A 26,224-nucleotide genomic window follows, 5' to 3' on the forward strand; every position below is an offset into this window, starting at 1 on the left:
GGCTTGATGTGTCTATGAAAAGAATAGTAGAATTATAGGCTTACTTTTGTTTTGAAAATCGCGTGCTTGGCCACTAAAAGGGTGTCTGGGGTTTGGGTTTGCGCCCATGTTAGACCTGGATACTGGCCCTGTACAAGACCGAACCCTCAGGAGAACTTCATGTCACTCATGCGCGAAATGTTAGAGGCCGGTGTCCATTTTGGCCACCAGACCCGGTATTGGAACCCGAAGATGGCCGAGTACATCTTCGGTCAGCGCAACAAGATCCACATCGTCAATCTGGAGCGCACGGTCGAGAAATATCTCGAAGCCAGCCAGTATCTGCGCCAGGTCGCCGCCCGCCGTGGAACCGTGCTTTTCGTGGGCACCAAGCGGTCCGCTCGTGAACTGGTGGCCGCCGAGGCTCAACGCTGCGGCATGCCGTTCGTGGATAGCCGCTGGCTGGGCGGCATGATGACCAACTTCAAGACGGTCAAGACCTCGATCAAGCGCCTGAAGGACATGGAAGCCCAGCAGGCCGAGGGTGCCACCGAGCACATGACCAAGAAAGAAGCGCTGATGTTCGAGCGCGAAATGGCCAAGTTCAACAAGTCCATCGGCGGCATCAAGGAAATGACCACGCTGCCGGACGCCTTGTTCGTGATCGATGTGGGTTATCACAAGATCGCCGTGGCGGAGGCGCGTACGCTGGGCATTCCCGTGGTAGGGGTGGTGGATACCAATCACTCGCCCGAGGGGATCGACTATGTCATTCCCGGAAACGACGACTCGTCCAAGGCCATCGCGCTGTACGCCCGTGGCATGGCGGATGCTGTCCTGGCCGGTCGTGAGCAGGCTCTCAATGGCCTGACTGAAGAACTGGCCGAGAACGAGGAATTCATCGAAGTCGAGCAGGACCAGGAGCAGGAGTAAATCCGCTTCCGGCTTGGCCCAGACCCGGGTGCCCGCGATGCGGGCGCCCGCCGTGCACCGGCTTTTGCCGGTGTGCGCATTGATTGAACAGGAGAATCTGATGGCTCAAATTACTGCTTCCATGGTGAAGGAACTGCGCGAAAAGACGGACGCGCCCATGATGGAGTGCAAGAAGGCGCTCACCGAAGCGGCTGGCGATATGGCGCATGCCGAGGAACTGCTGCGCGTCAAGCTCGGCAGCAAGGCCTCCAAGGCGGCCAGTCGCATCACGGCCGAAGGCCTGGTCGGCGTGTATATTGCGGCTGATCGTCGCTCCGGCGCCCTGGTCGAAGTCAATTGCGAAACCGACTTCGTGGCCAAGAACCAGGACTTCATCGGTTTTGTCGACACGCTCGCCCGGCTCGTGACGGAGCGCAATCCGGCCGATGTCGCGGCCTTGAGCGCGCTGACCCTGGGCGAGGGCACCGTTGAATCCACCCGGACTGCTCTGGTGGGCAGGATCGGCGAAAACATGTCGGTGCGCCGCTTCCAGCGGTTCGAGACGGCCGACGGCCTGAACAGCTATGTGCATGGCGGGCGCATCGGTGCGCTCGTGGACTTCGCCGGCAGCGAAGAAATCGGCAAGGACCTGGCGATGCATGTCGTGGCTTCCAAGCCCAAGGCGCTCGACGCCGGCGGTGTGGATCCGGCCCTGATCGCCACGGAACGTTCCGTGGCCGAGCAGAAGGCTGCCGAGTCCGGCAAGCCGGCCGACATCGTGACCCGCATGGTCGAAGGTTCCGTGCAGAAATTCCTGAAGGAAGTGACACTGTTGTCCCAGCCGTTCATCAAGAACGACAAGCAGTCCGTTGAACAGATGCTCAAGGCGAATGGCGCTCGCGTGAATCGCTTTGTCTTGTACGTCGTGGGCGAAGGCATCGAGAAGAAGTCCGAAGATTTCGCCGCCGAGGTTGCTGCCGCCGCCAGCGGCTCCTGACCTTTCGCGATTCAGGTACGATGGCATCCGCACCGGATCGGTGCAGGTGCCTGCCGACGCACGGAGGACCCCATCCTGTGCTCCCCACCTTCCAGGAATCTTCTGCATGACTCATCCGGCCTACAAGCGTGTCCTCCTGAAACTGTCAGGCGAGGCCCTGATGGGCTCCGACGCGTTTGGCATCAACCGTGCGACCATTCTTCGCATGACCGAGGAAATTCATGGTGTGGTGTCGCTGGGGGTGCAGCTGGCGGTCGTCATTGGCGGCGGAAACATCTTCAGGGGCGTGGCGCCTGGCGCCCAGGGCATGGATCGGGCGACGGCGGACTACATGGGGATGCTTGCGACCGTAATGAACGGCCTTGCCCTGCAGGACGCCCTGAAGAACCACGGGGTGGACGCCCGCGTGCAGTCGGCCTTGAACATCGATCAAGTGGTGGAACGCTATATTCGCCCCAAGGCTTTGCGGTACCTGGAAGAGGGCAAGGTCGTGATCTTTGCCGCAGGCACCGGCAATCCGTTTTTCACGACGGATACGGCGGCCGCATTGCGCGGCGCCGAGGTGGGGGCCGAGGTGGTCCTGAAGGCGACCAAGGTTGACGGCATCTACAGCGCCGATCCCAACAAGGATCCGAACGCCACGCGCTACTCCCACATCAGTTTCGACGAAGCCATCATTCGTCGCCTGGAAGTCATGGACGCGACAGCTTTTGCACTGTGCCGCGATCAGAAGCTGCCGATCAAGGTCTTTTCAATCAACAAGCCGGGAGCTCTTCGACGCGTCGTCTGCGGTGAAGACGAGGGCACCCTGGTCCAGGTATAGGAGCCTGTATGAGTCTCTCCGACATTCGCCGCTCGGCCGACGAGCGCATGGGCAAGACCATCGAATCCCTGAAGACCAGCTTGGGCAAGATCCGTACCGGCCGCGCCCATGCGGGGATTCTGGATCACGTCATGGTGGAATACTACGGTTCTCCGGTTCCGGTGAGCCAGGTCGCCAACGTGACGGTGATCGACGCCCGGACTCTCAGCGTCCAGGTCTGGGAAAAAACCATGGCGAGCGCCGTTGACAGGGCCATTCGCGAGTCCGATCTGGGCTTGAATCCCATTGCCATGGGCGACAATATCCGGGTTCCGATGCCGGCCCTCACGGAAGAGCGCCGCCGCGATCTGACCAAGGTCGTGCGCGGGGAAGGCGAGGACGCCAAGATCGCGGTGCGCAATCTTCGCCGAGAGGCCAACGAAACGCTGAAGAAGCTTCTGAAGGAAAAGGATATTTCCGAGGACGAAGAGCGTCGCGGCCAGGACGAAGTCCAGAAGCTCACGGACCGCTTTGTGGCCGACATCGATAAGCTCGTCGCCCAGAAAGAAGCCGAGATCATGACGGTCTGACGACCGGAGTCGGCACAGGCGGCATGAGTCCGATCAGTTCCACTCTCACGATTCCGGCGACCAGTCAGACGCCTCGCCATGTGGCCATCATCATGGATGGCAATGGGCGCTGGGCGACACAGCGGCGATTGCCGCGGACTGCAGGACATGTCCGGGGCGTTCAGGCCGTGCGGCGCGTGGTCGAGGCCTGCGGCCGACGTGGCGTCGAGTACCTCACCCTCTTTGCCTTCAGCTCCGAGAACTGGCGCCGCCCGGCTCAGGAAGTCTCGCTGCTGATGCGCCTGTTCGTGCGCACCCTCGAAAAAGAGGTGGATCGCCTGGTGGCACAAGGCGTTCGACTCAGGGTGGTGGGCGATCTGGGCGCCTTCGACGCCAAGCTGCGCGGGCTGATCGAATCCGCCGAGGCGCGCACCGCCGGCCAGTCCACCCTGGTCCTGACCATCGCTGCAAACTATGGCGGCCGGTGGGATATCCTGCAGGCCATGCGCGCCTTGCTCGCCGCGCACCCCAGTCTCGCCGCCGAGCCCGAGCGGATCGACGAGAAGGCCCTGGATCCCTGGCTGGCGATGGCTTACGCGCCAGAGCCGGACCTGTTCATCCGCACCGGCGGCGAGCAGCGCATCTCCAACTTCCTGATCTGGCAGCTTGCCTACACCGAGCTGTACTTCACCGATCGCTATTGGCCCGATTTCGGGGCGGACGATGTCGAGCAGGCCTTCGCGTGGTATCGTGGCCGCGAACGGCGCTTTGGCCGCACCAGCGAGCAATTGGCCTCGCCTACCTGAAATCCGGACCGGAACCTGACAGGGATCTCCATGCTGCGCACGCGCATTCTCACGGCACTGGTGCTGTTGCTGATCGTCGCCGCAGCGGTATCGGTGGCCAGCCCGTGGCCCATGCTGGCCCTTCTGGCCGTCATGTGCGCCTGCGCCTGGTGGGAATGGCTCCGCCTGGTGCCCTGCGAATCGCGATCCGCGGGCTGGCTGGCCGTTGCGGCCGCCGTCGTGATGCTGGCCGCCTCGGCTGGTTTGCTGCAGGGCCCGGCTGGGGCGTATCCATGGATGAGGGCCGTTGTTCTGCCACTGGCGGTTCTCTTCTGGGTGATGGGCGCGCCCCGGGCCGTGGTCCGCGCCGGGTTGCCGGGGTATTGGCGGGCCCTGCCGCTGGCGGTGCTCGGGGCATGGCTGCTCGCAGCCACCTGGTACGCCCTGGCATGGGTGTTCCTGACGCACGGCGCGGGTGCATTGATCAGCCTTTGGGCGCTGGTCTGGTGCGCCGACATTGCCGCGTACGCGGTCGGGCGTACGCTGGGGCGGCACAAGCTCGCGCCCCAGGTCAGTCCCGGCAAGAGCCGGGAGGGCGCCGTGGGCGGCGTCGTGGCCGCCGTCCTGTGGCTGGCGGCCACGGCCGTGTGGTGGCCCGACAGTTTTGGCGCGCTGCTGCTGAATCGACTGGGGTGGCCCGGGCTGCTTCTGTCGGGTGTTGTGCTGGCTGCGTGGTCCATCGTGGGGGACCTGTTCGAGTCGCTGCTCAAGCGCCGTGCCGGGGTGAAAGACTCCAGCCGTCTGTTGCCCGGCCATGGCGGGGTGTACGATCGGATCGACGCAGTGCTGCCGGTCGCACCGGCCGCTGTCCTTCTTTTGCTTCTCTGATCACTGTTCATGGCTGTTCTGCATCATCTCTGCATCCTCGGTTCGACGGGGTCCATCGGTGCCAGCACCCTGGATGTCGTGGCACGACATCCGGATCGTTTCGTCGTGCATGCGCTGAGCGCCCATACCCGTATCGAGGCCTTGGCTGCGCAGGCTGCGCGGCATTCCGCCCGTGTCGTGATCGTCCCGGACGACGCCGCCCGCGGCCGGTTCGTCGCCGCCTGGCCGGCGGGCCGGCCGCTGCCGGAAATCCGGCAGGGGGCACAGGCCCTGGCAGACACGGCGGCGGACCCGGAAGTCACTGCCGTGATGGCGGCCATCGTGGGCGCCGCCGGCCTTCCGGGGGCACTGGCTGCCGCCCGTGCCGGCAAACGGGTGCTGCTCGCCAACAAGGAGGCATTGGTGGCGGCAGGGGGCCTGTTCATGCGCGCGGTGCGAGACTGCGGAGCGCAGCTTTTGCCGATCGACAGTGAGCACAACGCGATCTTCCAGTGCCTGCCCCAGACCGCCGACCGTGCATTGGCGCCCGACCATCCGGCGCCCGGCGTCCGGCGTCTGCTCCTGACGGCTTCCGGCGGCCCGTTTCGACGTACCGCGCTGGATCAGCTTGATTCCGTGACGCCGGACCAGGCCTGCGCCCATCCCAACTGGCGAATGGGCCGGAAGATATCCGTGGATTCGGCCACCATGCTGAACAAGGGCCTGGAAGTCATCGAGGCACACTGGCTGTTTTCCATGCCCATGGATCGGATTCAGGTGGTCGTGCATCCCCAGAGCGTGGTGCATTCCATGGTCGAATACGATGACGGATCGGTGCTGGCCCAGTTGGGACAGCCGGACATGCGCACGCCCATTGCGTACGGACTGGGTTTTCCGGACCGCATTGCCAGCGGGGTAGGGCTGCTGGAGCTCACCCGGCTGGGGCACCTGGACTTCGAGGCGCCGGACCTGTTGCGGTTTCCCTGCCTCCGGCTGTCCCTGGATGCGCTGGGCCAGGGACAAGCCGCTTGCATCACCCTGAACGCGGCCAATGAAGTCGCGGTCGACGGATTCCTGAAGGGCCGGCTGCGTTACACCCAGATTGCCCGTATCATCGAGCGTTGCCTGAACGATTCCGTCCGGCGGAAAGCAACGTCGCCAGGATCGCTGGACGATGTGCTGGCGATCGATGCGGAAGCCCGCCGCCTGGCGGCTGGTTTCTGCCAATTTCCTGTTTGACATGCTTCGCCCATGCTGCTGACCCTGCTTGCGTTTGCCGTCGCGTTGGGCCTGCTCGTGACCTTTCACGAATGGGGGCATTATTCCGTTGCGCGCCTGTGCGGCGTGCCCATCGTGCGTTTTTCAGTGGGATTCGGTCCGGTGCTGCTGCGCCATGTCGATCGGCATGGCACGGAATGGGCGTTGTCCGCCATACCGTTGGGTGGGTACGTGAAGATGCTGGACGATGCACCCGCCGGTGCTGACGCGGCAACACGCCGCCAGGCCTTCAATCAACAACCGCTCGTGCGCCGGGTGGCCATCGTGCTCGCCGGGCCGTTCGCCAACCTCGTGCTGGCCGCGATCCTCTATGCCTTTCTGGGAGTGTGGGGCACCCAGCAACCAGTGGCGGTGCTGGCGGCACCGGCGGCGCACACGCCTGCCGCAGTGGCCGGATTGTCTGCGGGCGAGATCCTGAAATCCGTGGATGGCCAGCCCGTCGCGTCGTGGACACAGGCTCGCTGGCATCTCATGCAGCCGGCGACCGTGGGGGGCACGGTTTCGCTCGGAGTGCAAGCACCGAGCGGTGGCCTCCGGAGCGTCACCTTGCAAATTCCTGCGCCTGAGACGAGTTCCTCGAGCCAGACAGATCCGTTGTCCGCCGCCGGACTGGGCCTTGCCCCTCCGGTTCCGGTCATCGGGACGCTCACGCCCGGTGGGGCAGCCGAGCAAGCCGGGTTGCGGCCGGGGGACGAGGTTCGTTCCATTGCTGCCGTCGAGCACCCGTCGATCCAGCAATTCGTGTCGATCATCCAGGATCATGCTGGCCGGCCTCTGACCCTGGTCGTCTCGCGCCAGGGCGCCGAGATCTCTCTGGTGGTCACCCCCCGGCCGGAGGCGGATGCCGCGCGCACGTCAGTCGGGCGAATTGGCGCTCTGGTCCGGGGACGGCAGCAGCGGGTACTGGTGAGGCAGGGGCTGGTGGACAGCCTTGTCACGGGGATCGGGCGAACCGCGGACATGAGTGTGTTCACGCTGCGCATGCTGGGGCGCATGCTGGTCGGCGAGGCTTCCTGGCGGACCATCAGCGGGCCGGTGACCATCGCGGAATATGCGGGACGAACGGCTCGTATCGGCCTGGAGGCTTATCTGGATTTCCTGGCCCTCATCAGTATCAGCATCGGTGTGCTGAATCTGCTGCCCATTCCCATGCTGGATGGGGGCCACCTGTTGTTCTATGTGGCGGAGGCGTTGCGCGGGGGGCGGCCCGTTCCGGAGCGCATCCGGGACGTGGGCTTCCGCCTGGGGCTCGCGACGGTGATGGGACTGATGGTTCTGGCGCTATTCAACGATTTTGAGCGGCTTTTCAGTTGACGACGTTGTGACTTACAATCGCGCATCGTTGATGCCTTATCCCCTCGCGGCTTGAAAAGGATTGCCAGGATGTCGTCTCCCCGGAAGTTTCGTTTGTCCAAGCGTGCCATTTCGCTGATGCTGGCAACCTTGCTGGCACCGGCCGTGGCAGCGGCCTTTACGCCTTTCGTGGTGCATGACATTCAGGTTCAGGGACTGGAGCGTGTCGATCCAGGGACTATCTTCACCTATCTGCCCGTCAAGATCGGCCAGACGTTTACAGAAGAACAGGCCTCCACCGCCATCCAGAAACTTTACGGAACCGGGTTCTTCAACGACGTCAAGATCGACGCGCGCGGCGATGTGCTGGTGGTATCGGTCCAGGAACGGCCCACCATCGCGTCGATCAATTTCAACGGCATGCGCGAATTCGACGTGAAAGCGCTGTCGAAATCGTTGTCCCAGGTAGGCTTCGGGCAGGGGCGCGTCTTTGACCAGGCCATGCTGGACCGAGCGGTCTTCGAGATCAAGCAGCAGTATCTGTCCAAGGGCAAGTACGGGGTACAGATCAATCCCGTCATCACGCCGCTGCCGCGCAACCGCGTGGGCGTGAGCTTCGACATCTTCGAAGGTGGCGTGGCGACGATCTCCAGGATCGAGTTCATCGGCAACAAGGCGTTCTCGTCCGGGACGCTGGAAGACCAGATGGAACTGACGACCGGTGGCGTCATGACCTGGTACACCGGCACCAACAAGTATTCCCGGGAGAAACTCGAAGGCGATGTGGAACGCATCCGTTCCTACTACCTGGACCGCGGCTACTTGGAGTTTTCCATGGAGTCGCCCCAGGTCACGATTTCGCCGGATCGCAAGTCCATCTACATCACCATGACGGTGCACGAGGGCCAACCCTACAAGCTGGGGAAGGTCGATCTTGCGGGCGACCTGCTGGGGCTGGACGACAAGCTCAAGCCGCTCGTGACCGTCAAGGAAGGCCAGACGTTCTCGGCCGAGAAGACCAACGCGGTAGCCAAGTCCATCACTGATTATCTGGGCACCTTGGGTTATGCGTTTGCCAACGTGAACCCCAATCCCGTACTGGATCGGGACCATCACGTTGCAAGCCTGACTTTCTACGTGGATCCCGGCCGGCGAGTCTATGTGCGCCGGATCAACGTGGGCGGCAATACACGCACCCGGGACGAGGTGGTGCGCCGGGAGATGCGCCAGCAGGAGGCCGCCTGGTATGACGCCTCGAGCATCAAGACATCCAAGGAACGCATCGATCGCCTGGGCTACTTCACGGATGTCGACGTGAAGACCGAGCCAGTGCCGGGCACGCCCGACCAGGTGGACGTCAACGTCGGTGTGAAGGAAAAGCCCACCGGGATGGTCAATCTGGGGATTGGCTACGGCACGACCGACAAGCTCATGCTGTCAGCCGGAATCAGCCAGGACAATGTCTTTGGCAGCGGCAATTCCCTGTCGTTGAATGTCAACACCAGCGCCACGAACCGGGCGGCGGTCCTGTCGCACACCAACCCGTACTGGACCCAGGACGGCATCAGCAAGACCACGTCGCTGTATTACCGGCGCACCACGCCGTACAACGTGGATGGCAGCGGTTCCCTGGGATGGTATTCGGTGGAGTCGCTGGGCGCAGGCCTGAACTTCGGCGTTCCGATCTCCGAGACCGACCGCGTTTTTGCCGGCGTCACGTTTGAGCACAATTCCATCAACGACATCAACCTCTCGGGGCCTTTCCAGGCCCCTCAGGCCTATGTCGATTATGTGCAAAAGTTTTACGGCGACACGACGAATTCGGCAATCTTCAGCCTGGGCTGGGCCAAGGACACCCGGGACAGCGCGCTGGCGCCGCACAAAGGCAGCTACACCCGCGTGTCCAGCGACGTGTCCACGATCGACCTGAAATACTACAAGCTCAGCGGCCAGCAGCAGTTTTTCTGGCCCCTTGGGCGCGCCTTCACGTTTGCTTTGAACGGGCAGGTCGATTGGGAAAAGACGTACGGCGAGGCCGGCAAGCCATTCCCTGTCATCAAGAACATGTATGCCGGCGGCATTGGATCAGTGCGCGGCTTCCGGGGCGCGTCCCTGGGCCCGGTGGACACGGTTACCGGCACCAATCTGGGCGGCTCGCGCCGGATGGTGGCCAACGCGCAGCTCTATCTGCCGTTCCCGGGCGCCTCGCGTGATCGCACGCTGCGCTGGTTCATCTTCACGGATGCCGGCCAGATTTCCACGACCGACGGGTTTGGCTGCCCGGCCGGATACGCCTCGTCGCCATCGGTCGACCCCTGCGGCTGGAAATATTCCGCCGGCCTGGGGCTGTCCTGGGAATCCCCGCTGGGACCGCTGCAACTGTCGTTCGGCCAGGCGCTGAACGCCAAGGAAGGCGACCAGAAACAGGTCTTCCAGTTCCAGATTGGTACCGGTTTCTGAACCCGGTCGCGCCGTTTGATGGCACAATAACCCCTTTTGTAGCAGCTCGTCCCAGGTGGATTCCACATCATGTTTCTCTCAGGTTTGAATGTTTCGGTTATGACCCGTCGCGTTGTGCGCGGGCCGCTTGTCATCGCAGTGGCGGCTGTGATCGGCCTCGGGGCGCTGCCAGTCGCGCCCTCTTATGCACAAGGCACCAAGATCGGGTTCGTCAGCACCGAGCGCATCCTGCGCGATTCAAAGCCTGCGAAGGCCGCGCAGGCCAAGATCGAGGCCGAATTCAAGAAGCGTAACCAGGATCTGCAGAAGCTCTCCGACGATCTGCGGGCCCAGGCCCAAAAGCTGGACAAGGACGCCCCGGTGCTGTCCGAGGCCGATCGCATCAAGCGTCAGCGCCAGCTTCAGGACATGGATTCGGAGCTCCAGCGCAAACGCCGCGAATTCCAGGAAGACTTCAATCGCCGCCGGAACGAAGAGTTCTCGGCGATCGTGGAAAAGGCGGACGCCGCCATCAAGAAAATCGCGCAGCAGCAGAACTACGATCTGATCATCCAGGACGCAGTGACCGTGAGCCCCCGCGTCGATATCACCGACCAGGTCATCAAAGCCCTGGGCAGTTGATCGCCGATGCCTGTGCTGCTCGCGCCCGAGAGGGCTCCTGCACTCTCGCAACTTCTCAAAACCGCTGACACCGTCGGCCTGGGGTGCACGCTCCAGGCGCCCGATGGCGGCATCGATCCTCGCATCGCCGGCATCGGCTCGCTGTCGGCAGCGGGTGCCAGCGAGATCAGCTTCCTGTCCAATCCGAAATTGCACGCTCAGCTGGATGATTGCCAGGCGGCGGCCGTGATTCTGCGGCCTCAGGATTGGAAATCGTTTCGTGAGCGGCATCCTGCGTCGGTACCGTGGGTCGCGGTTCTGTGCCCGCAGCCCTATCTGATGTATGCGCTGCTGGCGCAATGGTTCGACCGGCACCGACTGTCCGGGCTGCCGGGCGGCGTCCATCCCAGCGCGGTGGTCGCTGCGGATGCCGTGCTGGACGAGAACGTCACCATAGGCCCTCTGGCCGTCATCGAGGCCAGAGTGCACCTGGAAGCGGGAGTGCGTATCGGTGCGGGCTGCACCATAGGGCCGGATTGCAGGATCGGGCGCGACAGCCTGCTGCACGCGCATGTCACGCTTTATCATGGCGTCCGGGTCGGCGCGCGGGCCATTCTCCACTCGGGGGTGGTGCTGGGTGCGGATGGCTTCGGCTTCGCGCCTGATCCGCGCACGCCTGGCGCTTGGGCGAAGATCGCGCAGCTCGGAGGCGTGTGCATTGGCGATGACGTGGAAATCGGCGCCAATACCACCGTGGACAGGGGCGCCGTCGAGGACACGGTTCTAGGTAATGGTGTCAAGCTCGATAATCAGATCATGATCGGCCATAATTGCCGCATCGGCGATCATACTGCGATGGCGGCCTGTGTCGGAGTTGCGGGTTCCACCACCATGGGTCAGCGCTGTGTGATCGGTGGCGCCGCCATGTTCGGCGGCCATCTCACGCTGGGCGACGATGTGCATATTTCGGGCGGCACGGCCGTCACTTCCGATATTCTGAAGGCGGGCCGCTATACCGGGGTGTTTCCGGTGGCCGAGCATTCCGCCTGGCAACATAATGCAGCGGTGATTGGCCAGTTGGCGCAGCTTCGCAGGCGCGTGCGCGCGACAGAACGGCAGGGCCCTTCGGATGCCGCCGATGAGCCGGCGAACAACAAGCAGGACAAATAATGGAACTCGATATCAAGGACATCATGGAGCGGTTGCCACACCGGCAGCCGATGCTGCTCGTGGACCGCGTCCTGGAAATGGACCCCGGCAAGAGCATCGTGGCCATCAAGAATGTCACCTACAACGAGCCGTTCTTTCAGGGTCACTTTGCCCACCACCCGGTCATGCCGGGTGTTCTGATCATCGAGGCGCTTGCGCAGGCTGCGGCTCTGTTTTCCTTCGCGGACGCCGGCGCACCCAATCTGGCCAGCACCAAGATCGCCTACTATCTGGTTGGCGTCGACGGCGCCCGGTTTCGCCGTCCGGTCGTGCCTGGGGATCAACTCCGCATGGAAGTGTCTGCCGACAAGCTGAGCCGGTCGATCTGCAAGTACACGGCGGTGGCCAAGGTCGGTGACCAGATCGCCGCCGAAGCCAAGATCATGTGTGCGGTCCGCATTCTGGAGGAATGATGGCGGTAGCGCAGATCCATTCCACCGCGATCGTCGCGCCAGGGGCCACACTGGAAGACGGCGTCACCGTGGGGCCTTACAGCATCATCGGTGAACACGTTCTCCTGGGAGCCGGCACCCGCGTCGGACCGCATTGCGTGATCGACGGTCATACGACCGTTGGCCCGGACAATCATTTCTACGGATACTGTTCCATAGGCGGCATTCCCCAGGACAAGAAATACGCCGGGGAACCCACGGCGCTCACCATCGGCCAGGGCAATACATTCCGGGAATTTGTCACCGTCAATACCGGAACGGTCCAGGATGTCGGCACGACGCGGATCGGCGACGATAACTGGATCATGGCGTATGTCCACGTCGCGCACGACTGCCAGGTGGGCAGCCATGTCGTGATCGCCAACAGCGTCCAGATGGGAGGCCATACGCAGATTGGCGACTGGGCCATTCTGGGGGGCCTGACGGCGGTGCACCAGTTCGTGCATATCGGTGCGCACGTGATGATCGGAGGCACCAGCTCGGTGCGTCAGGACGTGCCGCCATACATGATCGGTGCGGGCGATTCGTTCCGGCCCATCGGCATCAATTCGGAAGGGCTCTCCCGGCGGGGCTTTACCGAACAGGATGTGCAGGTCCTCCGGGAGGCCTACAAAATCGTTTACCGGCGCAAGCTCCAGATCGACCAGGCCATCGAAGCGTTGATCGGGCTGCAGCGGGAGCACCCTGCCGAGCATCAAGCCGTGCAGACACTGGTCGAATTTCTGCGTGGCGCCAGCCGCGGCATCGCCCGCCCATGACGTTGCGCGCCGCCATCGTGGCGGGCGAGCCATCTGGAGATCTGCTGGCGGCCCGCATGATTCAGGGGCTGAAGGCACATGATTCCGATGTCCGTACCGTGGGCGTCGGGGGGCCGGCCATGGCTCGCACGGGCTTTCAGGCCTGGCACCCCATGGACGCCCTGGCGGTATTCGGATATGCGGATGCCCTGCGTCGGGCTCCCGGCCTGATCCGGATCTGGCGGGATACCCGCCGGCGCGTGCTTGCGGAGCGGCCCGACGTCTTCGTCGGCGTGGATGCTCCAGATTTCAACCTGCGGCTGGAGGAGCGGTTGCGCGCATCCGGCATCCCGACGGTGCATTTCGTCAGTCCGTCGATCTGGGCCTGGCGCTTTGCGCGCATTCATCAGATCCGCCGGGCGGTGTCACACATGCTGGTATTGTTCCCCTTTGAGGAAGATCTGTATCGAGAGCAGGGCGTACCGGTCACTTACGTGGGGCACCCGCTGGCTGAGCTGATTCCCGCAGTGCCTGATCGGAATGCGGCCCGGGCTGCGCTTGGACTGGAACTGGGACGGCGCGTGCTCGCTTTGCTGCCCGGCAGCCGCGAATCCGAAGTCCGTTTGCTGGCGCCCCGCTTTCTCCAGGCGGTACGACTCCTGATCGAACAGGATCCCACGCTCCAGGTAATCGTTCCGGTCGTCAATGAGCAGCGGCGGCGGCAGTTCGAGGCGATTCTCTCGCAGCAGCCGCTGGCGAACTGCAGGGTCCTCCAGGATCTGCCTGTGAACCCTCCAGCGGCGGTGGCGGGGCGTGCCGACGGCATGGACAATGCACGGTGGCCCATCGCCTGGCATGCGATGGAAGCGGCCGATGCGGTGCTGGTCGCCAGCGGGACGGCGACGCTGGAGGCTGCGTTGTTCAAACGACCCATGGTCATTTCGTATGCCATCACACCCTGGATGCGGCGGCTCATGGCGTGGCGGTCGGGGCAAAGCGCACCCAGCCTTCCGTGGGTTGGCCTCCCCAATATCCTGGCGCGCGATTTCGTGGTACCGGAGCTCTTGCAGGAAGCCGCCACGCCCGAGGCGTTGGCTGAGCATACCTGGAGGGCCCTCACGGACGCCGAACTGGCGTCCCGGGTATCCGGCCGCTTCGCGGCGCTGCACGCGCTGTTGAGCCGCGACACTCCCCGGCTCGCCGCGCAGGCCATTCGGGAGGTGTCGGGTGTCTAAGATCACATTGGATACCTCTTTTGAGCAGCCGGACCTGTTCTTGTCGGCCCGCCCGGCCGAAGCGTGGCTGGCCGGTGTGGACGAGGCTGGCCGCGGGCCGCTGGCGGGTCCTGTCTTTGCGGCCGCAGTCATTCTGGACCCCGGGCATCCGATCGCCGGGCTGGATGATTCGAAGAAGCTCAGCCCATCCCGCCGCGAAGAACTCGCCCTGCAGATCCGGGAGTATGCGCTGGGCTGGGCGGTGGCCAGCGCCACCGTCGAAGAGATCGATCGCATGAACATCTTGCAGGCCACCTTCCTTGCCATGGAACGGGCTTGTCGATCGTTGCAGCGGACACCCCGGATGATTCTGGTCGATGGCAACCGCCTGCCACGGCGGCTGTCAGCCCCGGCCAGGGCCATTGTCGGCGGAGATGCGCGGGAGCCCGCCATTTCAGCCGCTTCCATCCTGGCCAAGACATCGCGGGATGCCTACTGTCTGGAACTGCACGCCCGTTATCCGCACTATGCGTTTGATCAGCACAAGGGCTATGGAACGGCACTTCACCTGGCCCGTCTGGAAGCGTTCGGGCCATGCCTGGCGCACCGCCGCAACTTTGCCCCGGTGCGGACCTGGTATGAGGTCCATTCGACTCGGGAATCTATGTGAACATCCCTATTCGCACCATCACATCGCGCGAAAATCCCGATTTCCGCTTCTGGCTGCGCCTGGCCCAGGCGAGGGTCGGCCGCACCGACGTGGACCGCGTGCTGCTCGAAGGACAGCACTTGTGCGAGGCCTGGTACGACCACAACGGACCACCTCTGGTGCTGATCGTGGGCGAGTCCATGCAGGCCGAACAGTGGGTGCGTGAGCTCTGGCAGGCCTGCGAACCCTCTCGCCGAATCGTGCTGCAGGATGCCCTGGCGCGCCTGTTGTCGCAGGTCGAACACGGACCGGCGGTTTATTGTGTGGTGGCACCCCCGCGACCCGCCTTGCCGGACCGGATTGCGCAGGCCTGCCTTTGGCTGGATCGCGTGCAGGACCCCGGGAACCTGGGGACTCTGTTGCGCACGGCAGCCGCCGCCGGCCTGGGCTGTGCCATGCTATCTCAGGGCTGTGCGCAGGCATGGTCGCCCAAGGTCTTGCGCAGTGGCCAGGGGGCCCATTTTGCACTGCGGGTCCACGAACATGCTGATCTTGCGTCACTGGTCCAGAGACTGGACGTGCCGCTGGCCGTCACGACCCTGGAGCGTGGCCGATCGCTGTACGACGTCGACCTGCGCAGGCCCTGTGTCTGGCTTTTCGGGAACGAAGGGCAGGGCGTCGCCGCCGATCTGCTGGCGTGTGCGACGACCCGGATTCGCATTCCTCAAGATCGGGCCGTCGAGTCTCTGAACGTGGCCGCCGCGGCTGCCATCTGCTTGTTCGAACAGCGTCGCCAGCAGCGGGTCCAGGGACTCTGACCTCTGTCTGGCGTTGGGCTACTGGTAGCTGAGCCGGTCCAGCCCCACTTCATCCATGATCTTGGTCGAGATTTCCTCGATGGAGCGGGTGGTAGTGGATAGCCACGGAATATTTTCCATTCGCATCAGGCGCTCGGCGTTGGCGACCTCGTCGCGGCACTGTTTCAGTGAGGCGTAGATGCTGTTGGGTCTGCGTTCGTTGCGGACCTCGGCCAGACGCTCGGGCTGGATGGACAGCCCGAAGAGCTTGTGGCGAAAGGGCACCAGCGTGGCCGGCAGCGCAGCGCGATCGAAGTCTTCGGGGATCAGCGGAAAATTGGCGGCCTTGACCGCATATTGCATGGCCAGATAAAGGCTGGTTGGCGTCTTTCCGCAACGCGACACGCCCACCAGGATCACGTCCGCCTGTTCCAGGCCTTGGACGTATTGGCCGTCATCGTGCGCCAGGCTGAAGTTGATTGCTTCGATGCGATTGTTGTACTGCTTGCTCAGGCCATTGGTGTGCGAGCGCCCGACCGATCGGTTGGCGCTGGCGTTCAGGATCTTTTCCAGGCGATGGACGAAGGCGCCGAACAGGTCCAGGAAGATGCAGGGGGCCGAGCGGATGTGGCTGGCGATTTCGGGGTCCACCAGCGTACTGAAGACCAGCGGCGGGGGCCCCCCCAGAAGGGACTTCTGCGCGATCTTGTGGGCAGCGGCATCCGCCTTTTCGATGGAGTCGATAAAGGGCAGCCGAATGGCCTGAAAGACAATGGTTTCAAACTGCGAAAGGACGGCGTGACTGAAGGTTTCAGCCGTAATGCCGGTGCTGTCGGAAACGATGAAAACGGTGCGTTCCGGGGGGGTGACATCCATGAACTGTTACGCCATCGAGCATCAGAAACGGTACAATCCGCAAAGGTTACCAGTCACCTGCCCAGCAAGGCAAGGCTGGTTTGCCGGACGCATTCTCAGACTGCGGCATGGCCGCGTTTCCGGTCTGAAATTCGTGCGTCGGGCAAACACGCTTTCTCTATCTCAAAGGTGACACCATGTCTTACGTTGTACCATTCGAGCAGCTCCGCATGACGGACGTGGACTCGGTCGGAGGTAAAAACGCTTCCCTAGGGGAAATGATCAGTCAGTTGACGGGCGCAGGCGTCCGGGTGCCGGGCGGCTTTGCCACGACGGCAGAGGCGTTCCGCGCCTTCCTGAAGGCTTCTGGCCTGGACGATCGGATCAACGCCCGCCTCGCCACACTCAACGCCGAAGACGTGCGCGAGCTGGCCGCCGCGGGCGCGGAGATCCGCCAGTGGGTAATCGACGCGCCGTTTCCCGCTGATTTCGAATCCGCCGTGCGCACCGCCTTTGCCGAGCTCGACGAGGATGGCAAGGGCTCTTTCGCGGTGCGCTCGTCCGCCACGGCGGAGGATCTGCCCGATGCGTCGTTCGCGGGTCAGCAGGAAACCTACCTGAACGTCGTCGGCATCGATGACGTGCTCGAAAAGATCCGCCATGTGTTCGCGTCGCTCTACAACGACCGTGCGATTTCCTATCGCGTCCACAAAGGCTACGCCCATGCCGAGGTCGCGCTGTCGGCCGGGATCCAGCGAATGGTGCGCTCCGACAAGGGCAGCGCCGGGGTGATGTTCACGCTCGACACCGAATCGGGCTTCAAGGACGTGGTCTTCATCACCTCGTCCTACGGGCTGGGCGAAACGGTAGTGCAGGGCGCGGTCAATCCGGACGAGTTCTACGTCTTCAAGCCTACGCTCGCTTCCGGCCGCTATCCCATCATCAGCCGCCGGATCGGATCCAAGCTCATCAAGATGGAGTTCGACGCGAGCCGCGCGTCGGGGCACGCCGTGCGCACCGTCGAGGTCCCGGCTTCCGAACGCAACCGTTATTCGCTGACCGATAGCGAGATCATCGAACTGGCCCGCTACGCGACCATCATCGAGACTCACTACAAGCGGCCCATGGACATCGAATGGGGACGGGATGGCATCGATGGCAAGCTCTACATCCTTCAGGCGCGCCCCGAGACGGTCAAGTCGCAACAAGGCCACCACGATGTTCAGGAGCGCTATCGGCTGAAGGCGACCGGCGAAGTCCTGGTTCGCGGTCGGGCCATCGGCCAGAAAATCGGCTCGGGTACGGTCCGTATCGTCGGCGACGCCTCGGAGATGGATCGTGTGCGCTCCGGCGACATCCTGGTGACCGACATGACGGATCCCAACTGGGAGCCGGTCATGAAGCTCGCTTCGGCCATTGTCACCAACCGGGGGGGCCGTACCTGCCACGCGGCCATCATCGCGCGCGAACTCGGCATCCCCGCGGTCGTGGGGTGCGCGGATGCGACCGACGTTCTGACCAACGGGCGCGAGGTGACGGTATCCTGCGCCGAGGGCGACGAGGGCCGGATCTACGACGGCCTGATCGAAACCGAAGTCGAAGAAGTGCGCTGGGGTCAGATGCCCGACATCGGGCTCAAGGTCATGATGAACGTCGGCAACCCCCAGCTTGCCTTCGATTTCTCGCAGATCCCGAATGCGGGCGTGGGGCTGGCGCGTCTGGAATTCATCATCAACAACAACATCAACGTCCATCCCAAGGCGATTCTGGACTACCCCAACGTGGACGGCGATCTGAAGAAGGCGGTGGAGTCGGCGGCGCGCGGGTACGCCAGCCCGCGTGCATTCTTTGTCGAGAAACTGGCCGAAGGCATTGCCACCATCGGCGCCGCCTTCTATCCCAAGTCCGTCATCGTGCGCCTGTCCGACTTCAAGTCGAACGAGTACCGAAAGCTGGTGGGCGGTTCACGCTACGAGCCCGACGAGGAAAACCCGATGCTGGGGTTCCGCGGTGCGTCGCGCTATATCTCGGATGACTTCGCCGAATGCTTCCGCATGGAATGCGAAGCGCTGAAGAAAGTCCGTGACGAAATGGGCCTGACCAATGTCGAAATCATGGTGCCTTTCGTACGCACGCTGGAACAGGCGCGCCGCGTGGTCGAACTGCTGGCAGAGCACGGCCTGAAGCGCGGCGAGAACGGCTTGCGGTTGATCATGATGTGCGAGGTTCCCTCGAACGCCATTCTGGCTGACGAGTTCCTGCAGTTTTTCGACGGCTTCTCGATCGGCTCGAACGACATGACGCAGCTCACCCTGGGGCTGGATCGGGATTCGGGCCTGGAACTGCTGGCCGCCGATTTCGACGAGCGCGATGCCGCAGTGCAATTCATGTTGCGCCGTGCCATCCAGGCCTGCCTGAAGGCCGGCAAGTACGTCGGCATCTGCGGACAGGGCCCCAGCGATCATCCCGACCTGGCGCAGTGGCTGCGGGACGAGGGTATTCTTTCGATATCGCTGAACCCTGACACTGTGGTGGACACCTGGCAGCGGCTGGCGGATACGGCCCTCGCGGCCTGATCGGGACTGGAAGCGGTGAGCGGGGGCGGGGACACGATGCTGTTTCATGCGATCATCGGTTCCCCCCTCGGCCCCATTCTCCTGGCGGCCGAAGAAGCCGGCTTGGCCGGGCTGTACTTCACGGACCAGCGGGATTGCCCCCGCGTTGCGGGCTTGGAAGCCACTGTGGCGATTGTTTCGGATCCGTCCGCCGGGCGGCAGAGCGGGCGGCCCATCCGCTTGTTCAAGGCCCAGCGGTCGGGAGACGGAGCCAGTGGCGATCTCTTCGCGAGCGGGGCGCCCAAGCCGCCCGACGCCCGGCCGTCTGCCGACCTCGACCTTCCGCGGTTTCTACAGGGTGACAGCCCTTCGGAAGCCCGACGGATCCTGCGCCAGGCGCAGCATGAACTGCAGGACTATTGGCGGGGCGATCGGCGGTCGTTCGACGTTCCGCTGTCGCCTCGTGGCACCGACTTTCAACGGAAGATCTGGGCTGCGCTGCTGGCGGTCCCATTCGGATCGACTCTGTCGTACGGCGAGCTGGGCGAGCGGGCCGGCCTGGGTGCCGGCCATGGACGGGCAGTCGGTACCGCTGTGGGCAGCAACCCCATCAGCATCATCATCCCCTGTCATCGGATTCTGGCCCGCAACCGTACACTGAACGGCTACGGCGGCGGGTTGCCCCGCAAGGTGCGCTTGCTGCAGCTCGAAGGCTTCGATATCCGGTAGCGGCGACCGGCGCCGTCACTCTTTGGCAGGCTGCCGGGTATCGTGCTTCATCAAGCGCTCTTTTTCGCGAGCCCAGTCCTTGTCACGCTGGCTATCTCGCTTGTCGTGCAGTTTTTTGCCGCGGCCCAGTCCGAAATCCAGCTTGATGCGCCCGTTCTTGTAGTGCAGGTTGAGCGGCACCAAAGCGTAGCCGCGCTGTTCCACCTTGCCGATCAGCTTGCTGATTTCCTCACCATGCAGCAGCAGCTTGCGGGTGCGGGTAGCGCTGGGGTGGATGTGTGTGGATGCGGTGGGCAGCGGGCTGATGTGCATGCCCAGTATCCATAGGGCACCATCGCGTACGATGACGTAGCTTTCCTTGATCTGGACGTGGCCCGCACGGATTGCCTTGACTTCCCAGCCTTCCAGCACAAGGCCCGCCTCGAAACGATCTTCGATGAAGTAATCGTGCGTGGCCTTGCGATTCTCTACAATACTCATGGGTTGCTGATGTCAGGGTCAGTAAAATCCAACAATTCTATCTTATCCTCCCGACCTGCCCATGCATTCGATCCAACGTTCCGTCCTCGTGCCCTATCGCTGTGAGCAGATGTTCGACCTGGTCGCCGACGTGGCGCGGTATCCGGAGTTCATGCCGTGGTGCGGCGGGACCGACGTGCAATGGCAGAACGAGCACGGCATGCAGGCCACCGTGCAGATCCGCTTTGCGGGAATCCGCCAGAGCTTCACGACCCGCAACGACCATAGCTACCCGCATCGAATCGTGTTTCACCTGGTTGACGGGCCCTTCTCCAGTCTGACGGGCGACTGGGATTTCCAGGCGCTCGGAGAGGACGGCTGCAAGGTTGTCTATACCATGGAATACGCATTTTCCAGCCGGGCCATGTCGGCGGTGATCGGCCCCGTCTTCAATCGTATTGCGACCAGCTTCATCGATTCCTTCACCCAGCGGGCGCGCGCCGTATATGGCAGCCCACGCTGATTTTCCGGTCGGAACGGTGCGACATTGATGCAGGTGACGATCGCCTTTGCCGCCCCTTCGGGGCCGTGGCGCCAGCAGCTGCAAGTCCCGGCGGGCACCACCGTCGGCGAGGCGCTGTCGCTCAGCGCCTTTGCACGCGAGTTTCCGGAGTTCACCGACCACTTGCCTGTGCTGGGGGTCTACGGCGAACGCTGTGAGCCCTCCCGCGTGCTCCACGAGGCGGATCGCGTGGAGCTTTACCGCCCGCTGGTGTTCGATCCACAGGAATCGCGCCGGCGTCGGGCCGTGCATCGCAAGAGCCGGGCCGGGCACGCCCGGGGAGACGGCTGATTGTCGCGTGCACGACAGCCCGGGACCTGCAGGCTGCGCTAAGGTGGGGCGTCGAGCGGCATCCGGTGGTGCTACAGTAGGGCAGCAGCGTTTCGGTTGACCGCTACCCCAGTCATACTGCGTCGTGCCATGCCACAAGCGGGCACGATCGCCATGTTCCCAGTCCGGAGACTTTGCACCATGGATTTTCGCCTCAGCGAAGAACAACAGGCTTTTGCACAGGCCGCCCGCGAATTCGCCCAGGGCGAACTCGCTCCTCATGCGGCCCAATGGGACGAGGAACATATCTTTCCACGCACGGCTTTCGCCAGGGCCGGGGAACTCGGCTTCTGCGCGATGTATGCGCCAGAATCCATTGGGGGCCTTGGGCTGCCCCGGCTCGACGCCACGCTGGTCTTCGAGGAAATGGCGGCGGTCGATCCATCCACCACGGCCTTCATCACCATTCACAACATGGCCACCTGGATGGTCGGGAGCTGGGCACAGCCCGCCGTCCGGGATCATTGGGGGCCTTTGCTGTCGACCGGCGAAAAGCTGGCTTCCTACTGCCTGACGGAACCCGGTTCGGGTTCGGATGCGGCCTCCCTGGCGACCAGTGCGCGACGAGAGGGTGGCACCTACGTCCTCAACGGCTCGAAGGCTTTCATTTCGGGCGCTGGTGATACCGATGTTCTGGTGGTGATGGCCCGCACGGGTGATTCGGGTCCGCGCGGCATTTCCGCACTTTTGGTTCCCGCCGATAGCGAGGGCATCACCTATGGCCGCAAAGAGAACAAGATGGGCTGGAACAGCCAGTCCACACGTTCCATTACTTTCGAGAACGTCCGTGTTCCGGTGGAAAACCGACTGGGCGAGGAAGGCGAAGGTTTCCGCTTCGCGATGAAGGGCCTGGACGGCGGGCGCATCAACATCGCCACCTGCTCGGTGGGCGCCGCGCAGGGCGCTTACGACGCGGCGCGCCGCTACATGGGGGAACGCCGACAGTTCGGGAAACCGCTGGCGGACTTCCAGGCGCTGCAGTTCAAGCTGGTCGACTTGTTGAGCAACGTCGTGGCCTCTCGTCAAATGGTCCGGCTGGCGGCCTGCAAGCTGGACGATGGCGATCCTCAGGCGTCGGCCTACTGTGCCATGGCCAAGCGCCTGGCGACCGATCTGTGCTTCCAATCGTGCCTGGATGCCCAGCAGATTCACGGCGGGTATGGCTATCTGAAAGACTACCCGCTGGAGCGGCTCGTGCGAGATACGCGTGTCCATCAGATCCTGGAAGGCACCAACGAAATCATGCGCCTCATCGTCGCGCGCCACATCCTGGCCCACGGGGCGGATTTGCGATGAGCGATCCCGTTCTTTTCCGGGAGATCCCCGCCCGCCAAGGGCGGTGCATCGGCGTGGCGATGCTCAACAGCCCCCAGACGTTGAACGGCCTGTCGCTGCCCATGTGCCAACTGCTCGAGCCCAGGTTGGCCGACTGGGCGGACGATCGCCGGATCGTGGCCATCGTGCTGCACGGAGCTGGAGAAAAGGCCTTCTGTGCGGGCGGCGATCTGCATGCCCTCTATCGCAGCATGCTGGCATATCCCTCGGGGGATGCCTGGGCCAACGTTCCTGCGCGCGAGTTTTTCGAGGCCGAGTACCGCCTGGACTTTCGCATCCATGGCTATCCCAAACCTGTCCTGTGCTGGGGAAGCGGCATTGTGATGGGCGGAGGGGTGGGCCTGATGCTGGGAGCCAGCCATCGGATCGCCACCAGCACGACACGCTTCGCCATGCCGGAAGTCACGATCGGCCTTTATCCTGATGTGGCAGGTACCTGGATGCTGAGCCGACTGCCGCGGGGGCTGGGCACGTTTCTGGCCATGACGGGGGCGCCACTGGGTGCGGCGGACTGCCTGCATTTCGGGCTGGCCGACTGGCTGTGCAAGCCCTCTGACCTGGATGCGGTACTGACCGGCCTGACCGAGACTGACTGGGCTGCCGATCCGGAACGCCATGGCGCCCAGGTCGACGCGGTGCTGCGAGCGCTTCGGGTGCCGGACCCTGAATGCGGTCCTCTCCAGCGCCATTGCGGCGAAATCAGGGCCGCATGTGGCCAGGCGGACTTTGAACGGGTCGGCCAGGCGATCGCCAGTTGGAAGACGCATGACGATCCCTGGCTTGCACACGCGGCGGCGACCTTTCTTGCTGGCTCCCCCGGGTCGGCGCGTCTGGGCCATACCCTGGTGTCGCTCGCGCGCAATCGATCCCTGGCGGAGGCTTTCCAGGCGGAATACATCGCCTCCCTGCATTGCTGCGCGGAGCCGGATTTCCGCGAGGGCATACGCGCCCTGCTCGTAGACAAGGACAAGGCCCCCCGCTGGAATCCGGCCACGCTCGGTCAGGCATCCGCGGAATGGGTGCAGCGGTTTCTGGTGGCGCCGTGGCCGGCGGGGCAGCCTCACCCGCTGGCCGATCTGGCTACCTGAGTACTACGCACCGCTTTTCAAAAATATCACCAGGAGACAATCAATGAGCAGCACGGTAGGATTCATCGGACTGGGCCACATGGGCGGCCCCATGGCCAAAAACCTTTTGAAGGCGGGACACCGCCTGCAGGTCTTCGATCTGGTGCCGGAGGCCCTCCGGTCGCTGACCGATGCGGGGGCTTCGGCCGCACCATCGGCGGCCGAAGCCGTGGCTGGCGTCGATCTGGTCGTCACTATGTTGCCAGCCAGCCGGCACGTCGAGAACCTGTATCTGGGCGGGGGGGGCCTGCTGGAGTCGATCGCCGAGGGCACACTGGTGCTTGAATGCAGCACCATCGCTCCCGAGTCCGCACGCAAGGTTTCCCGGGCTGCGGCGGAGCGCGGCATTTCCATGCTCGATGCGCCGGTGTCCGGCGGGACGGGCGGCGCGGCGGCCGGCACGCTGACATTCATCGTCGGCGGTGAATCCAGGGATCTGGAAGCCGCGCGGCCTTATCTGGAGGTGATGGGCAAGAACATCTTTCATGCTGGCGCCGCCGGGGCGGGGCAGGTTGCGAAGATCTGCAACAACATGATTCTCGGCATCCAGATGGCCGGTACGGCGGAAGCCCTGGCGCTCGGCGTGGCCAATGGGCTGGATCCCAGGACCCTGTCAGACATCATTGCCAAAAGTTCAGGCCGCAATTGGGCGACCGAACTCTACAACCCCTGGCCCGGCGTCATGGAGAATGCACCGGCATCGCACGACTACGCCGGCGGCTTTGGCGTGGATCTGATGCTCAAGGATCTTGGGCTCGCCACCGAGGCGTCCATGCAGGTCAGGGCCACCACGCCGCTGGGCGAGCTGGCCCGCAATCTGTTTGCCTTGCATAGCGCTCAGGGCAACGGGAAGCTGGATTTCTCCAGCATTCTGAAGCTGTATCGCCAGGGAAACTGACTCGCTCCCGGCCTGCAGTCCTGGTTCGCGGGCGGTTGCGGACCGGGCGTCAGGCAGGAGCCGCCTGCGGGTGCAGGGGTCGCAGATCCACCAAGGGTCCGGCGGCGCTTCCCAGAGCGTAGCGGGTGCCGGGCCAGTCGGACAGCGTGATTTCCGCCGCAACGTGCAGGGTCTGTGCATGCAGGGCCGATTCGATCACCCGGCCGACGGGGCCGCGGTCCGGCTCTCCCGCGGCATGGATGTCCCGGGCGTTGCGGTCGACCGGTGCGTCGGAGCGCCACGCCAGCGTCCCATATGCGAGCCGTCGCTTGACGATGCCGCGATAGTGGCTCCGGGCAATGACTTCCTGCCCAGGGTAACAGCCTTTCCTGAAGTCGATGGTGCCGTTCAGGTCCATGTCCAGCGTGCTGGGCAGGAACAGGCCGGTGGTGGAAGCGTCAATGCAGGGCCAGCCGCTGGCCAGGCGCGCCGCCGCCCACGCACCGGCGTCCGGGGCTTCCTCGGCGGCTTTTTCGGCAGCCTCCCGGGTCACGCACCATGCGGCTGGCCGGCTGGCCGTGGACATCGGGGCGACGATCCAGTGGCGCTCCTCCACAACGGCCATCGACCAGGGGACGCGTGAATGCAGGGACCGGGGTACGTGGGGGGCGCCCAACGCTCCGAGCACGCGATCGCGCGGCGCATCGGAGATCGAAACTCGCGCGCGCAGCACGAACAGGCGCAACCGGCGCGTCAGCGGTTCAACCAGATCACGCGACACCATCCATTCGAACTGTTCATCGCCCGTTTGCCAGAGTATGCCGCTGGCCAGCAGCCGTCCTTGTGCCGTACACCAGGCGGCAGGCCGGGCCGATGCCGGATCCGGACCGACGGCGGCATTCGTGAATTGGCCATGCAGAAAGGCCCTGGCGTCGGCACCCTGGACCCGTACGATAGCCTGGGACAGAGGCCAGCAGCCTTCCGTTGCGGGGACTGCCATTTTCTAACCCAACACGAACGGCCGGCCGGTCACGGGGGTGGTCGCCACGGCCATTTCCTGCTCAGCCATGATTCCCGCTTCCCAGGCCAGGCGACCGGCGTAAATAGCCCATCGGAACGCTTCCGCCATGCGGACGGGATCCAGCGCCCGGGACACGGCCGAGTTGAGCAGCACGCCATCAAAGCCCAGCTCCATGGCTTGCGTCGCGTCCATCGGCGAACCGATACCGGCGTCGATGATGAGTGGGACATCCGGGAGACGTTCTCGCAGTGTGCGAAGGGCCGACAAATGGATCAGCCCCTGGCCGGAGCCTATGGGAGCTGCCCAAGGCATGAGCAACGTGCAGCCGGCGTCCAGCAATCGCTGGCACGCGATCATGTCGTCCGTGCAGTAAGGGAAGACCTGAAAGCCGTCCCGCACCAGCGTACGCGCTGCGGCAACCAGTTCAAAGACATCCGGCTGGAGCGTGTGTGCATCGCCGATGACTTCGAGTTTTATCCAGGGGGTATCGAATACCTCTCGCGCCATATGGGCCAGCGTCACGGCTTCCGCCGCCGTGTGGCAGCCGGCCGTGTTGGGCAGCAGATGGCATCCCGCTTCCTTCAGGATGGAGAAATAGGACTTGCCGCCACCTTCCTCGGGGCGTGCGGCTGCCTGGCGCCGGAGGCTGACGGTCACGACTTCCGTGCCGGAGGTCCGTACGGCGTCCATCATGATTTGGGGAGAAGGGTAACCGGCTGTGCCGAGCAGAAAGCGGCTGCTCAGCTCGGTCTCGGCGACTTGCCACGTCATGCT

27 protein-coding genes are annotated in these 26,224 nt (G+C 63.8%); 23 read left to right on the forward strand and 4 right to left on the reverse strand.

Annotation, left to right across the window (positions count from 1 at the left end; translation table 11 throughout):
* Positions 1 to 159 precede the first annotated feature (159 nt).
* From rpsB to ACVCMJ_RS03235, 16 genes are all read left to right on the forward strand, one after another.
* Positions 160 to 912, forward strand: coding sequence for a 30S ribosomal protein S2 (gene rpsB / locus ACVCMJ_RS03160; RefSeq protein WP_447080007.1), 753 nt, complete (start codon positions 160 to 162; stop codon positions 910 to 912).
* A gap of 100 nt (positions 913 to 1,012) precedes the next feature.
* On the forward strand, positions 1,013 to 1,888 hold the full coding sequence (tsf, locus tag ACVCMJ_RS03165) for a translation elongation factor Ts (protein WP_447080008.1): 876 nt from the start codon (positions 1,013 to 1,015) through the stop codon (positions 1,886 to 1,888).
* 106 nt (positions 1,889 to 1,994) lie between these two features.
* A complete protein-coding gene (pyrH, locus tag ACVCMJ_RS03170) occupies positions 1,995 to 2,711 on the forward strand; it encodes a UMP kinase (protein WP_447080009.1) in 717 nt (238 codons plus the stop codon).
* Between the two features lie 8 nt (positions 2,712 to 2,719).
* Positions 2,720 to 3,280 (forward strand): ribosome recycling factor, encoded by a 561-nt coding sequence (frr, locus tag ACVCMJ_RS03175; protein ID WP_447080010.1) that lies wholly within the window; start codon positions 2,720 to 2,722, stop codon positions 3,278 to 3,280.
* 23 nt (positions 3,281 to 3,303) lie between these two features.
* On the forward strand, positions 3,304 to 4,065 hold the full coding sequence (gene uppS, locus ACVCMJ_RS03180) for a polyprenyl diphosphate synthase (RefSeq protein WP_447080011.1): 762 nt from the start codon (positions 3,304 to 3,306) through the stop codon (positions 4,063 to 4,065).
* Positions 4,066 to 4,095: 30 nt separating this feature from the next.
* Positions 4,096 to 4,932: a phosphatidate cytidylyltransferase gene (locus ACVCMJ_RS03185; protein ID WP_447080012.1), complete on the forward strand. Its 837-nt coding sequence runs from the start codon at positions 4,096 to 4,098 to the stop codon at positions 4,930 to 4,932.
* 9 nt (positions 4,933 to 4,941) lie between these two features.
* Entirely contained in the window at positions 4,942 to 6,150 is a 1,209-nt protein-coding gene (ispC, locus tag ACVCMJ_RS03190) for a 1-deoxy-D-xylulose-5-phosphate reductoisomerase (protein WP_447080013.1), read from the forward strand.
* A gap of 12 nt (positions 6,151 to 6,162) precedes the next feature.
* Complete coding sequence (gene rseP, locus ACVCMJ_RS03195) at positions 6,163 to 7,503, forward strand: RIP metalloprotease RseP (RefSeq protein ID WP_447080014.1); 1,341 nt, start codon at positions 6,163 to 6,165, stop codon at positions 7,501 to 7,503.
* A 69-nt stretch (positions 7,504 to 7,572) separates the two neighbouring features.
* On the forward strand, positions 7,573 to 9,942 hold the full coding sequence (bamA, locus tag ACVCMJ_RS03200; protein WP_447080015.1) for an outer membrane protein assembly factor BamA: 2,370 nt from the start codon (positions 7,573 to 7,575) through the stop codon (positions 9,940 to 9,942).
* Positions 9,943 to 10,041: 99 nt separating this feature from the next.
* Positions 10,042 to 10,563 (forward strand): OmpH family outer membrane protein, encoded by a 522-nt coding sequence (locus tag ACVCMJ_RS03205; protein WP_447080016.1) that lies wholly within the window; start codon positions 10,042 to 10,044, stop codon positions 10,561 to 10,563.
* A 6-nt stretch (positions 10,564 to 10,569) separates the two neighbouring features.
* Entirely contained in the window at positions 10,570 to 11,712 is a 1,143-nt protein-coding gene (gene lpxD / locus ACVCMJ_RS03210; RefSeq protein ID WP_447080017.1) for a UDP-3-O-(3-hydroxymyristoyl)glucosamine N-acyltransferase, read from the forward strand.
* The gene (gene fabZ, locus ACVCMJ_RS03215; RefSeq protein WP_291768721.1) at positions 11,712 to 12,164 is read left to right on the forward strand and encodes a 3-hydroxyacyl-ACP dehydratase FabZ; all 453 of its coding nucleotides are present in this window, start codon (positions 11,712 to 11,714) and stop codon (positions 12,162 to 12,164) included. Before lpxD ends, fabZ begins: the two co-directional genes overlap by 1 nt.
* Positions 12,161 to 12,961, forward strand: coding sequence for an acyl-ACP--UDP-N-acetylglucosamine O-acyltransferase (lpxA, locus tag ACVCMJ_RS03220; RefSeq protein WP_447080018.1), 801 nt, complete (start codon positions 12,161 to 12,163; stop codon positions 12,959 to 12,961). The genes fabZ and lpxA overlap by 4 nt, the downstream gene beginning before the upstream one ends.
* The gene (gene lpxB / locus ACVCMJ_RS03225) at positions 12,958 to 14,175 is read left to right on the forward strand and encodes a lipid-A-disaccharide synthase (protein WP_447080019.1); all 1,218 of its coding nucleotides are present in this window, start codon (positions 12,958 to 12,960) and stop codon (positions 14,173 to 14,175) included. The genes lpxA and lpxB overlap by 4 nt, the downstream gene beginning before the upstream one ends.
* Positions 14,168 to 14,824 (forward strand): ribonuclease HII, encoded by a 657-nt coding sequence (gene rnhB / locus ACVCMJ_RS03230; RefSeq protein WP_447080020.1) that lies wholly within the window; start codon positions 14,168 to 14,170, stop codon positions 14,822 to 14,824. Before lpxB ends, rnhB begins: the two co-directional genes overlap by 8 nt.
* Before the next feature lie 8 nt (positions 14,825 to 14,832).
* A complete protein-coding gene (locus ACVCMJ_RS03235) occupies positions 14,833 to 15,621 on the forward strand; it encodes a TrmH family RNA methyltransferase (RefSeq protein ID WP_447082652.1) in 789 nt (262 codons plus the stop codon).
* Positions 15,622 to 15,639: 18 nt separating this feature from the next.
* Here the strand turns inward: ACVCMJ_RS03235 and ppsR are convergent, their stop codons facing one another.
* Positions 15,640 to 16,476, reverse strand: a complete 837-nt coding sequence (gene ppsR, locus ACVCMJ_RS03240; protein ID WP_447080021.1) for a posphoenolpyruvate synthetase regulatory kinase/phosphorylase PpsR — start codon at positions 16,474 to 16,476, stop codon at positions 15,640 to 15,642.
* Positions 16,477 to 16,652: 176 nt separating this feature from the next.
* Here ppsR and ppsA point away from each other — a divergent pair, with 176 nt between their 5' ends.
* The gene (ppsA, locus tag ACVCMJ_RS03245) at positions 16,653 to 19,031 is read left to right on the forward strand and encodes a phosphoenolpyruvate synthase (RefSeq protein WP_447080022.1); all 2,379 of its coding nucleotides are present in this window, start codon (positions 16,653 to 16,655) and stop codon (positions 19,029 to 19,031) included.
* Between the two features lie 36 nt (positions 19,032 to 19,067).
* Entirely contained in the window at positions 19,068 to 19,739 is a 672-nt protein-coding gene (locus ACVCMJ_RS03250; RefSeq protein WP_447080023.1) for a methylated-DNA--[protein]-cysteine S-methyltransferase, read from the forward strand.
* A gap of 15 nt (positions 19,740 to 19,754) precedes the next feature.
* Here the strand turns inward: ACVCMJ_RS03250 and smpB are convergent, their stop codons facing one another.
* Entirely contained in the window at positions 19,755 to 20,219 is a 465-nt protein-coding gene (gene smpB / locus ACVCMJ_RS03255; RefSeq protein WP_447080024.1) for an SsrA-binding protein SmpB, read from the reverse strand.
* 61 nt (positions 20,220 to 20,280) lie between these two features.
* Here smpB and ACVCMJ_RS03260 point away from each other — a divergent pair, with 61 nt between their 5' ends.
* From ACVCMJ_RS03260 to mmsB, 5 genes are all read left to right on the forward strand, one after another.
* Complete coding sequence (locus tag ACVCMJ_RS03260; protein WP_447080025.1) at positions 20,281 to 20,721, forward strand: type II toxin-antitoxin system RatA family toxin; 441 nt, start codon at positions 20,281 to 20,283, stop codon at positions 20,719 to 20,721.
* 27 nt (positions 20,722 to 20,748) lie between these two features.
* Entirely contained in the window at positions 20,749 to 21,051 is a 303-nt protein-coding gene (locus ACVCMJ_RS03265; protein WP_447080026.1) for an RnfH family protein, read from the forward strand.
* Between the two features lie 180 nt (positions 21,052 to 21,231).
* Positions 21,232 to 22,386 (forward strand): acyl-CoA dehydrogenase family protein, encoded by a 1,155-nt coding sequence (locus tag ACVCMJ_RS03270; RefSeq protein ID WP_447080027.1) that lies wholly within the window; start codon positions 21,232 to 21,234, stop codon positions 22,384 to 22,386.
* Positions 22,383 to 23,513: an enoyl-CoA hydratase/isomerase family protein gene (locus ACVCMJ_RS03275; protein WP_447080028.1), complete on the forward strand. Its 1,131-nt coding sequence runs from the start codon at positions 22,383 to 22,385 to the stop codon at positions 23,511 to 23,513. The genes ACVCMJ_RS03270 and ACVCMJ_RS03275 overlap by 4 nt, the downstream gene beginning before the upstream one ends.
* 43 nt (positions 23,514 to 23,556) lie before the next feature.
* Positions 23,557 to 24,450, forward strand: coding sequence for a 3-hydroxyisobutyrate dehydrogenase (gene mmsB / locus ACVCMJ_RS03280; RefSeq protein WP_447080029.1), 894 nt, complete (start codon positions 23,557 to 23,559; stop codon positions 24,448 to 24,450).
* A 49-nt stretch (positions 24,451 to 24,499) separates the two neighbouring features.
* On the opposite strand, the gene ygfZ is transcribed toward mmsB, so the two are convergent.
* Both ygfZ and ACVCMJ_RS03290 read right to left on the reverse strand, forming a co-directional pair.
* Positions 24,500 to 25,429 (reverse strand): CAF17-like 4Fe-4S cluster assembly/insertion protein YgfZ, encoded by a 930-nt coding sequence (gene ygfZ, locus ACVCMJ_RS03285; protein ID WP_447080030.1) that lies wholly within the window; start codon positions 25,427 to 25,429, stop codon positions 24,500 to 24,502.
* Positions 25,430 to 25,432: 3 nt separating this feature from the next.
* On the reverse strand, positions 25,433 to 26,221 hold the full coding sequence (locus ACVCMJ_RS03290) for a thiazole synthase (RefSeq protein ID WP_447080031.1): 789 nt from the start codon (positions 26,219 to 26,221) through the stop codon (positions 25,433 to 25,435).
* Positions 26,222 to 26,224: the final 3 nt, after the last annotated feature.

The sequence above is a fragment of the Castellaniella sp. UC4447_H14 genome, assembly GCF_052978285.1.